This is a genomic window from Porticoccus sp. (assembly GCF_041592135.1).
Classification (GTDB): domain Bacteria; phylum Pseudomonadota; class Gammaproteobacteria; order Pseudomonadales; family Porticoccaceae; genus Porticoccus.
Genome location: NZ_JBFHQR010000081.1, coordinates 1 through 10,241 on the forward strand (window position 1 = coordinate 1; position 10,241 = coordinate 10,241).

Genomic DNA, 10,241 nt, shown 5'->3' on the forward strand with positions numbered 1-10,241 from the left:
CAGGATGTCATCCTCACCGCGATGGGTGCTGGCCGCCAGCCATACCGGCCGCCCGGCGGCACCGCGCCACTGACGGCGCAACTCTTCCGCCCGCGCTCTCAGCGCGCCGTCGAGGTCCAGGTCAAACTTGATATTGCCGGTGATGGTCAGCCGCGATTCCGGCAGGCCCAGCGACAGCAACCGCTCACCATCATCCCGGTGCTGGGCGGCAATGGCCTGGATACCACCGAGCATCGGTTTAGTCAGTGCGGCGAACTTGCGGTAACCGTTAGCGGATTTTTCTGACAAGCGCGCATTGGCCACCACGATCGGAATCTGCTGCCGATGGCAGCTGTGGATCAGGTTGGGCCAGAGTTCGGTTTCCATAATCACCAGCAGGTCGGGATGCATCCGTTTTAGAAACCGCCGCAACGCGCAGGGCAGGTCATAGGGCGCGTAGACGTGGTAGACACTGTCGCCGAACACCGCCTTCACCCGCGCCGAACCGGTGGGGGTCATGGTGGTGACCGCCAGCAGGGCATCGGGATAGCGCCGCTGCAACTGGCGGATCATCGGCACCGCCGCCAGGGTTTCCCCCACCGATACCGAGTGCACCCAGATCACCTGCCGCGCCATCGGCACCCGCGGCACCAACCCGAACCGCTCGCCCCAGCGCCGCCGGTAATCCGGGGCACGCCGGCTGCGCCACAACAGGCGCAGTAAAATCAGCGGGGTCAGCAGGTAAAAAAACAGGGAGTAAACGAGGCGCGCCAAATATATCTCCAGTCAACCGGGGGTAGTAATGGGATTTTGCCGAAAGCATAAAGACAATGACCGGGGTATACTAGCCCGCCAGTTCCTGCGCTCGCCAACCCGCATCACAAGCAGATAGTAGCGCTAGTTTTCACCGCCGGAGAAAACCCCCGCAGCCATGACAGCGATCAAACCACCGCTCACCCACCACTGTGACATCGCCATTATCGGTGGCGGCATCGCTGGGCTCTGGCTGCTCAACCGCCTGGTCAACGCCGGTTACAACGCGCTGCTGTTTGAGCAAACCGCGCTGGGCAGCGACCAGACGGTGGCCAGCCAGGGGATGATTCACGGCGGCATCAAGTACACCCTGGGCGGCGCCCTCACCGGCGCCTCGGAAGCCATTGCCGATATGCCGGATCACTGGCGCGCCTGTATGGCCGGCGTTGGCGATGTGGATTTGCGCGGCGCGGCCACGCTCAGCGATCACTTTTACCTGTGGTCCAGCAACAGTGCCCTGTCTCGCATGTCCACCTTTCTGGCCAGCAAAGCCACCCGCGGCCGGGTGCTCAAGGTGGGCAAGCAAGACCGGCCCGCCCTGTTCCAGCACCCCGAGTTCAGCGGCAGCCTCTACCGGCTGGTGGATATGGTGCTCGACGTCCCCTCGGTGGTCAGAGCACTGGCAGAAAATTGCCCCGAGCGCATTTTCAAAATCGACTGGTCATCCGCCTCCTGGCAACGCCTGCCGGATCAGTCCATGGCCCTCGACTTCCGTCACCATGACCAGCGCGTCCGCCTGGCCCCGCGCCAGATAGTGCTGACCGCCGGCCAGGGCAACGAGGCCCTGCTCGGGGAGCTGGGCATCCGCTCCCCGCAGATGCAGCGCCGCCCCCTGCAGCAGGTGATGATCAAGCACCATCACCCGCACCGTTTTTACGGCCATTGCCTCGGCGCGGAAACCACGCCGAGGCTGACCATCTCCAGTCACCCCTGCGCCGATGGCGGCCAGGTCTGGTACCTGGGCGGCGCCCTGGCGGAGAAAGGCGCCCACCAAACCGCTGATGAACTGATCGACTGCGCCAAACGTGAACTGGCCGAGCTGATGCCCTGGCTGGATCTGTGCGATGCCCGCTGGGCCACCCTGCCGGTGGACCGGGCCGAACCGCGCCAGCGCAATTTCGCCCGCCCGGATAAAGCTTTTGCCAACCGCGCCGAGGGCTGCGCCAATATCATTGTCGCCTGGCCAACCAAACTGACCCTGTCCCCCAATCTGGCCGACGAGGTGATGGCTCTGCTCAAAAAAGCGGATCTCACACCATCCGACGGCGCCATTCCCGCGCTGGATTTCCTGGCGCGGCCGCCACTGGCCCCCACCCCCTGGCAAACGGCATTTGGAGATTGATGGTGTTACCGAAACGGGCTTTTGGCAGCACCGGCATCGAGGTCAGTATTCTCGGCCTCGGCACCGTCAAACTGGGGCGCGACCAGGGCGTCAAATATCCCCATGGCTTTGCCATACCGGATGACCGCCAGGCCACCGAGTTGATTGCGCTGGCGCGGGATCTGGGCATCAACCTGATCGATACCGCGCCGGCCTATGGCATCAGCGAGGAGCGTCTCGGCAAGCTGCTTCAGGGGCAGCGGGATCAGTGGGTAATTTGCAGCAAGGTGGGCGAGGAATTCGAAAACGGACAGTCGAGCTTTGATTTCACCCCGGAGCACACCCGCTTCAGCATCGAACGCAGCCTGCAGCGGTTGCGCACCGAGATAATCGACATGGTGCTGGTCCATTCCGACGGCAATGACGAAACCATTATCCGCCAGTTGGGCACCCTCGACGCGCTGGCGGAGCTGAAAGCCCAGGGCAAGATTCGCGCCTTTGGCATGTCCAGTAAAACCGTTGCCGGCGGCCTACTGGCAGCGGAAAAATCCGACGGGGTGATGGTGACCTGGAACCTGCAGTGCGATGCCGAGCTGCCGGTCATCGACTACTGCCGCGCCCACGGCAAGGGCGTACTGATCAAGAAGGCCCTGGCCAGCGGCCATGTCACCCTGGCGCCCGGGGAGGACCCCGTGCAGAAAACCTTCGAGATGTTATTCAAGCATTCCGGCGTCAGCAGCGCCATCATCGGCACCATCAACCCGGCACACCTGATTGGCAATGCCGAGAAGGCAGCTCGGGCAATTAAGGGCTAGGGCAATTAAGGGTTTGTAACCACTTACTTCTTTTGAATCTTTTTAACGATGGCGGTGGTTGAGCAGTCATCGAGAAAATCCAGCGCCGCGATGTCGCCGCCGTAGCTCTCCACAATTTCCCAGCCCACCACCTGTTCGCGGCTGTAGTCACCGCCCTTCACCAGAACGTCGGGGCGGATTAATTCCAGTAACCGCTCCGGGGTGTCATCCTCGAAAGACAGCACCCAGTCCACCGCCTCCAGTCCCGCCAGTACCGCCATGCGGCGATCCGCCGGGTTGATGGGGCGACCCTCGCCCTTGAGACGGGTCACCGAAGCGTCAGCATTGATGGCAACGATCAAGCGGTCACCGAGCTTGCGCGCCTGCTCCAGATAGCCCACATGACCGGCGTGAAGGATATCGAAGCAACCATTGGTGAAAACGATGCGTTCGCCGTGGGCGCGGGCATCGGCCACATCCACCAGCAGCTGCTCTTCGTTGACCACGCCGCGCTCGGAGCCCTGCTCCTGCTGAAGGGCCCGGCGCAACTCCGGCATACTCACGGTGGCGGTGCCCAGCTTGCCGACCACGATCCCGGCGGCAATATTGGCCATGGCCACCGCCTCCGGCATCTGTTCTCCCGCCGCCATGGCCGCCGCCAGCACCGAGATCACCGTATCCCCGGCACCGGTGACATCGAACACCTCCCGCGCCCGGGCGGGCAGATGCAACTCCCGCATCCCCCTGCGCAACAGGGTCATGCCGTGCTCGCTGCGCGTGATCAGCAGGGCATCAATAGCCAGGCGATCCATCAGTTCGCCGCCTTTTTCCACCAGCAGTTGTTCACTGCCACACTCGCCCACAACCGCCTCAAATTCAGCCAGGTTGGGGGTCAGCAGGGTCGCCCCGCGATAGCGCTCAAAGTCGGCACCCTTCGGGTCCACCAGTACCGGCACACCGGCCGCCCGGGCTGAGAGAATAAACAACTGGGGATTCTGCAGCGCGCCCTTGGCGTAATCGGATAACACCAGCGCACCGACGTTGGCCAACAACTGCTCTACCTTGGCCGGCAGCTGATCGCAGTCACCCGCGTCAAAACCTTCCTCAAAATCCAGCCGCAACAACTGCTGGTGGCGGCTGATCACTCGCAATTTGGTGATGGTGGGCTTGTCATCAGATACCTGGAAATCGGCATAGATGCCCGCAGACTCAAGGCGAGTCCGCAACGTATCGGCTGCCTCGTCCCGGCCCACCACCGCCACCAGTGACGCGCCGGTTCCCAGGGAGGCGATGTTCAGCGCCACGTTGCCCGCGCCGCCAATGCGGTCTTCCCGCTGCCCCACTTTCACCACGGGCACCGGGGCTTCCGGTGATATGCGGGAGGTGGCGCCGTGCCAGTAGCGATCCAGCATCAGGTCACCGACCACCAATACCTGGGCGCGATCGAAGCGGGGGACAGTCAATTTCATCGAAAAGATCCTGTGAAAAAGTGCGGGTATCTTAGCATAGAGGGCATCTTTATAATGCCAGCGGAAACAATGCGAGGACGCCATGAAGAAACTGTCAAAAGAGGACTATGCCGCTCTTCGAGAGGGCGCAGCCGTTATCGAAGCGGACCATTTCGGCGACAAGGTCCTGTTGTTGGCAGATGGCACCTACCTGAAGCTGTTCAGGGTAAAACGACTGTTCTCCGCGGCCCGCTTCTACCCCTACTCGAAACGCTTTGTCAAAAATGTGGGCAAGCTGGTAGCGAAGGGTATTCCAACGGTCACGGTGATCGAATCCTACCGCATACCCAGTAGCCGCCGCACCGCCGTACATTATTACCCCCTGACCGGCAAGACCCTGCGCAAACTGGGCAACATCGATATGATCATTGCCAACAAGCTGGGCAAGTTTATCCGGGAGTTACACGACAAGGGTATTTACTTCCGCTCACTGCATCTGGGCAATATCGTCGTCACCCAGGAAAACCGCTTGGGATTGATCGATGTGGCGGATATGAAAATCTACCGGGAGCCCCTGTCTGAAGAACTACGGCTGAGAAACTTCCAGCACTGCGCCCGCTACGAGGTGGATCGACTTCAGCTTGAAGCTCACCTCGGAACCTTTCTCAAGGGTTACTTTGCCAATGAGCAAAATGCAGAGGCCCGGCAACGGGTGGCCGATCTTTTTAACGCGCCCCCTGCTGTTACAGAAAGCTGACGCCATAATGAGCACATGATCACCCCAGGCTCCCAGGGGATGGCGGGGCGCCCCCCTCTTCCGCCCATTTTAAAAGCCTTGGGGTGTTGGATTGGCCGCGCACGGCGCCGACTCTGCTGCGTTTAATCTGGCCCGATTAACCGCGCCCATGGTGAACGCCAGGGGAAACCAGAAAATAGTCCAGAACAGCCCCGGCCTGGTTATAACGTGCTGCACTTCGACCATCATGGCCACCAGTATATACACCACCAGGGCAAACGCCGCCAAAACCAAGCGATTCGCCCTGTGCGACCAAACACCTTTAAATACTGTAGCCAGCATCAGGCAAAAACTGGCAACGCCTACCAGGCCTTGCTCGAAGAGAACCTGTAGAAAGAAGTTGTGCGCATGTGCAAAGACTTTTTCTGGCCAGAACGAGTGCGCGAAACCATGCCCGAAGAACGGATGTTCCAGAAAGCTGTTCAGTGTCCATAACCAGATTTGCGGTCGCCCTGAAAGTTGCCGTTTGGTCACCTCGACCGCCACCTCATTCTGGTAAATGGCGATCATCACCAGTGCAATGCAGGCCAAAATTGCGGCCAACATGATCGTCGCCCGGTGGCGGAATACGACCATCAAATAGCCGATAGCGACAGCCCAGGCAATCCATGAGGTGCGGGAAAACGTCAGGAATACATACGGGAGCAGGGCCAAAACCACCAGTATCAGCAGCATATTCTGACCACGAGTCTGACGTCCGAGGGCAACCAAACTGGCCGCCAATACGCCGAACAGCGCAAAGTAGATTCCGGCAATAACGGGGTAACCCAAGTCCACCCATTTGCCATAACCCATCCGGTAGATCCTGAAAGTGCGCCAGCCAAAGGCCTCATCCAGAATAACCAATTGATAGCACAAAGAAACCAATGCACCGATCGCCGCCACCAGGCATAGGGTCAGCAGAAACCATTTAATATGTTGCCACTTTGCGACTGTGACCAAATAAATCACCGCCGCCAAATACAACAGCAGGACAACACTTTTTCTCAAGACGTAGAGCGGGGTTTCCTCCCCATCACTCCAGGCAGCAGACAGCGCGCAGATCGCCATAAACAGACTGGCCGCGGCAAAAAACCTTTTGACTTCCGACGAAAAAAACCGCCATTTGTAGAAGAGGGCCAAGCTGACCAGCACCAGCATGGGCAAAATAAGCAGTAGATAGACATGAACACCGTTGGCGCTACCGGAGGCGTATAACACCTTGCCGGCCAGCTGAACAAACAATCCTGTAGCCAACAAATAATAAAGGCTGGTAACCAGCTTATTTTCATGAAGTTCTTGCATCAATATCCCACTTTTAAAACACTGCTGAATTAGGGCCTGTTCACACTAATTTGATGACCACTGCTGGAGGTCATTTTTGCTTCCAGCGAGGCGGAATGAGCGTGGTTTAATTATTCTAAATGAGCGAACGACAACAACGCTGGAGGTAAAAACGGCCCCAGCTAATTCCTGCCCGTCAATCCCTTTGGGTTCTTGCACTCAAGGATGCAATTCAGACAGCACCCTCATATACCCAGAAGCAAACTGATTGTACCTGGCTAACAAATCACAACCACTTCCGTCATACCCTACCGTAGCTAGTTTCCGGGCACATTCATCCACGTTTCCCACATCGAAGAATGCGCCTTGTCCATCCAGTGCATCTTCATGGGCGGGAATCCGCGAGCAGACTACTGGCAACCCAGCGGCATATGCCTCCAGTACAGAAAGCCCAAATCCCTCCACTGTGGAGGCGGAGACCAATACATCAAAGGCTTTGAGGTATTGACTGGCAGACTTTATCCAACCCAGCCAGATCACGTTTTCATCAACACCCAATGTTTCGGCCAGCGCTTCCAATGCTTCTCGTTCAGGTCCGTCACCCATGATCACCAGGTACCGGTTCTCATCAAACACTTTGGCAAAGGCGCGGATAACCGTTGCGACATCCTTCTTCTCGGTCAGGCGAGATGCCACTACAGAAAGGTGACCCTTCACTGGCAGGCCCAATAAAGACCTTGCCGCTTCTCTATCGAACAAGTGATCCCCGAACTCAGGGTTGAGGGTGTTGACAACGGTGTTGACAATATCCTGGAGAACCGGATAGCGGGCTGTGATGTCCAATGCCAGCGACGGCGACACCGCAACCAGGCGAATGCGTTTCCCATGGGCCTTTAAGCCATCCAGGTCCTGAGGTTTGAATCTCACCAAACCATGAACCACTACCACCAGACTAAGCCCGTCGTGACGGCCCAACACGGGCAGCAATGCCCGCATAACCCCAAGGCCATCGCAGACTACAGCGCTGACTTGCCTGGAAGTCAGCAGATGCGCCAGTTTTCCCGCAAGCGGGCTGGGGAGGCATCGCCACAGCCCCTTTCTCCTTAGCATCCTGGAACTGGTAATGACCGGCAAATCGGGGCCGTCTGGGGCGGGCGCTCCGCCCCCCACCAAAAAGAATTCTTCTACCGGAAGACCATGCTCCTTCAAGGACCTGGAAATGAGCCGGTGAATCAGCTGGCTAGCCCAGTGGGACACATCCGGGCTATACATAATATTCGCTATCACAAAAATCGTCCTTTTCTATTCCGCTTTCACACTTCAAGCATCAAGCTTGCGGATTTGTCCTTTGCACTCTATTGGGAGAGACAAGTAAAAACCGCTACTCAGCAGCCAATTTTTCAGAATCAACCATCCAATGAATAGCGTTCAAATCCCAAATAGCGTGTTACACGCTTTTTTCGCAAGGGCCTCTGTATCGCCTCGGCCACCCTGCGACCCAACACTTCCCAACTGTACTCCCCCTCCACCAGCTGCTGTCCGGCTGCGGCTATCTGTTCGATTTTTGCAGGATTCTCTCGCAACAGCGAAAGCTTTTCCCGCAACTCATCTATAGCCTTATAGAGCACAACGTTTTCCATATCGCGAAATCCAAGAGCCTCATTCTCACGGTCACCCTGGTTCCAGGTCAGCAACAGACAGCCACAGGCCATGGCCTCAAAATTCTTGATCATGTATTCGCCGAACCCCACATCTGCGCCGACGAAGATGCGGATGCGGTTTAGCATGGCCACATATTCTTCACCGGATTGGGTGCGGGTAACCACCAGATTTTCCTGCTCGGCCAAGGTTTCCAGCAACGTCCTGCGCTGACTGTACATCTCGTGCCCAAGACTGCCCAGAAAGCCCAGTTCGATATCGCGCCCGACACCTCGATTGGCCAACAATGCCTGGTCATAGCCCTTGGGGACAAAAGCCGCGTCCACACCTTCCGCGCACAGTTTTTCGCTGACCTCATACCCTGAACAGACCACCCTCGCCCAGGGCAACTTGCGATAATGCTTACTGAATTTTCCCTGGTACTTGCCCGGGATGTAGTTCTGGTAGGCATCGTGCTCGAGAATCACCAGATTGGGAATGCTTCGGATAAACCGTACCTGCTTGATCTCCTTCTTGAAACGCAGGAAGCAAATAATCCGATCGAAGGAATCTACATCGATCCTGTGAAAGTATTGTTTCAGGTTCGCCTGCTCCGGCGACGTCAGCCAGTGCAGCTCGCAATCACCCAGATGGCGACAGATAGCATCGTAAAAACGGTCCAGGATGACCCGCTGTTCTTTTTGCACCAGCAATAAGGACTTCATCTCAACCGACACCCCTCATAAATGACTGCTGCCAAAAGGAGCTGCGCACGGCAGCATCGGTAAAACAGCGGTTGAGTCGTTCAAGCATGGCTGTCGCATACTTAGCTCGCGCGCTTTCATCAGTGTGGTAAAAATCGCTCAGACAGGTTGTCAGCGCAGACACATCAGCCACTGGAAACAGGATACCGGCCTCGCCCAACACCTCCGGGGCCCCACCGCAATCGGAACTGATCACGGGCACGCCCGCCGCCATTGCCTCCAGCAATACCATACCGAATGGTTCAAAATCTGACGACAATGCAAACACATCAAAAGCGCGAAAGTAGCGGTAGGCCTCGGGCACCTTTCCTGTCAATACAACCCGCTGCGCCAGGCCGAGCTGCTTGATCTGCTCCTCAAGGGCTGGTCTCAGCCGCCCTTCACCGACAATAACCAGACGAGCGTCGGGCATGTTTGGCAACCCGTTTGCAAATGCCGTTATCAGGGTTCTCTGATCCTTGTCGGGATGCAGCCGTCCGACGTTGCCGACAATAAAATCTGCCTGCCCCAGGCCCAACTGAGCGCGAGCCTCATCTCGAGGCAACAAACCCTCACGAACCTTTTCGAAATCGATATGGTTGTAGACAGTCTGGATATTCTGCGCTGGAAACCTGGGCAGCGCCCGCCTGGCATCATCCCGGATCGCGTTCGATACCCCGACCAGCGACAGCCGTCCAACCTGCTTCATCACATGGCGCCTGCGCAGGAAGGGTTCATAGACGCCATAGGCATGACTGACGCCTATCACCTTGAGAGAGGGCAAATGTGTTGCAATGTAAATCGATTTATAACGGTGGGCGATGGCAAAAGCAAAATGGTAGCGGTCATGCAGCGCTCGAACCGCACGTATCTGCTGGATTTTAAGGCCACGCAGATCTTTCGATTTAAAACCGAGAAATTCAACCTCGCCACCCACCAACTCTCGAACCGACTCATTCGGCGCACCGGTCAGAAAAACCGTGAGCACCTGGTAATCGGAACCCTCAAACAGCGCCCGCCACTGCCGGGCCACATCGTCGAAGGGAGGGGAATAACCGTGGCAGAGTTGCAAAACCCACTTTCCCCCAACAGCCAAAGACTCACCAAGTTTTCTTACATCAGTAGCCATAACCAAAAAGCTCAATATCCTTTTTGTAAAGATTCATGACCACTTCCGCAGAACGCTCCGTATAATAATGTCGATAATTGCCTCTTGAGCTTGGGTTAATTTTTTTAAGAGAAACAATATTGCTTGAAGGAAGGCCAGCCGCTTTGCAAATCTTCTCCAGATCACTATTTAGCCGCTCATAATGGCCAACAAAATCAACACCTATTTCCCCATTGCGATTAAGGAGAAATTTATATTGGGGAATAAAATGCAGGTTGCTATTTATATTTTCATCATTGACCCAATTCATCACAAAATCATCAAAACACTTATAGCGA

Annotated in this window: 10 protein-coding genes; 3 read left to right on the forward strand and 7 right to left on the reverse strand. The window is 56.9% G+C overall.

The window, feature by feature from the left end; translation table 11 throughout:
* The coding region (locus ABY948_RS08245) for a glycosyltransferase N-terminal domain-containing protein (protein WP_461482051.1) at positions 1 to 753 on the reverse strand (753 nt) is incomplete at its 3' end.
* Positions 754 to 910: 157 nt separating this feature from the next.
* On the opposite strand from ABY948_RS08245, the gene ABY948_RS08250 reads away from it, so the two are divergent.
* Positions 911 to 2,134: an FAD-dependent oxidoreductase gene (locus ABY948_RS08250; RefSeq protein ID WP_461482052.1), complete on the forward strand. Its 1,224-nt coding sequence runs from the start codon at positions 911 to 913 to the stop codon at positions 2,132 to 2,134.
* Positions 2,134 to 2,928 carry an aldo/keto reductase gene (locus ABY948_RS08255; RefSeq protein ID WP_461482053.1) on the forward strand — a complete coding sequence of 265 codons (795 nt, stop codon included), beginning with the start codon at positions 2,134 to 2,136 and terminating at the stop codon, positions 2,926 to 2,928. The genes ABY948_RS08250 and ABY948_RS08255 overlap by 1 nt, the downstream gene beginning before the upstream one ends.
* 23 nt (positions 2,929 to 2,951) lie before the next feature.
* On the opposite strand, the gene hldE is transcribed toward ABY948_RS08255, so the two are convergent.
* Positions 2,952 to 4,376, reverse strand: coding sequence for a bifunctional D-glycero-beta-D-manno-heptose-7-phosphate kinase/D-glycero-beta-D-manno-heptose 1-phosphate adenylyltransferase HldE (gene hldE / locus ABY948_RS08260; RefSeq protein WP_461482054.1), 1,425 nt, complete (start codon positions 4,374 to 4,376; stop codon positions 2,952 to 2,954).
* A gap of 82 nt (positions 4,377 to 4,458) precedes the next feature.
* On the opposite strand from hldE, the gene ABY948_RS08265 reads away from it, so the two are divergent.
* Positions 4,459 to 5,112 (forward strand): BUD32 family EKC/KEOPS complex subunit, encoded by a 654-nt coding sequence (locus ABY948_RS08265; RefSeq protein ID WP_461482055.1) that lies wholly within the window; start codon positions 4,459 to 4,461, stop codon positions 5,110 to 5,112.
* 69 nt (positions 5,113 to 5,181) lie between these two features.
* On the opposite strand, the gene ABY948_RS08270 is transcribed toward ABY948_RS08265, so the two are convergent.
* From ABY948_RS08270 to ABY948_RS08290, 5 genes are all read right to left on the reverse strand, one after another.
* Entirely contained in the window at positions 5,182 to 6,435 is a 1,254-nt protein-coding gene (locus tag ABY948_RS08270; RefSeq protein ID WP_461482056.1) for an O-antigen ligase family protein, read from the reverse strand.
* 198 nt (positions 6,436 to 6,633) lie between these two features.
* On the reverse strand, positions 6,634 to 7,701 hold the full coding sequence (locus ABY948_RS08275) for a glycosyltransferase (protein WP_461482057.1): 1,068 nt from the start codon (positions 7,699 to 7,701) through the stop codon (positions 6,634 to 6,636).
* Between the two features lie 119 nt (positions 7,702 to 7,820).
* Positions 7,821 to 8,777 (reverse strand): glycosyltransferase family protein, encoded by a 957-nt coding sequence (locus ABY948_RS08280; RefSeq protein WP_461482058.1) that lies wholly within the window; start codon positions 8,775 to 8,777, stop codon positions 7,821 to 7,823.
* A 1-nt stretch (position 8,778) separates the two neighbouring features.
* The gene (locus ABY948_RS08285; protein ID WP_461482059.1) at positions 8,779 to 9,924 is read right to left on the reverse strand and encodes a glycosyltransferase; all 1,146 of its coding nucleotides are present in this window, start codon (positions 9,922 to 9,924) and stop codon (positions 8,779 to 8,781) included.
* The coding region (locus ABY948_RS08290) for a sulfotransferase family 2 domain-containing protein (protein ID WP_461482060.1) at positions 9,914 to 10,241 on the reverse strand (328 nt) is incomplete at its 5' end. The genes ABY948_RS08285 and ABY948_RS08290, both read right to left, overlap by 11 nt.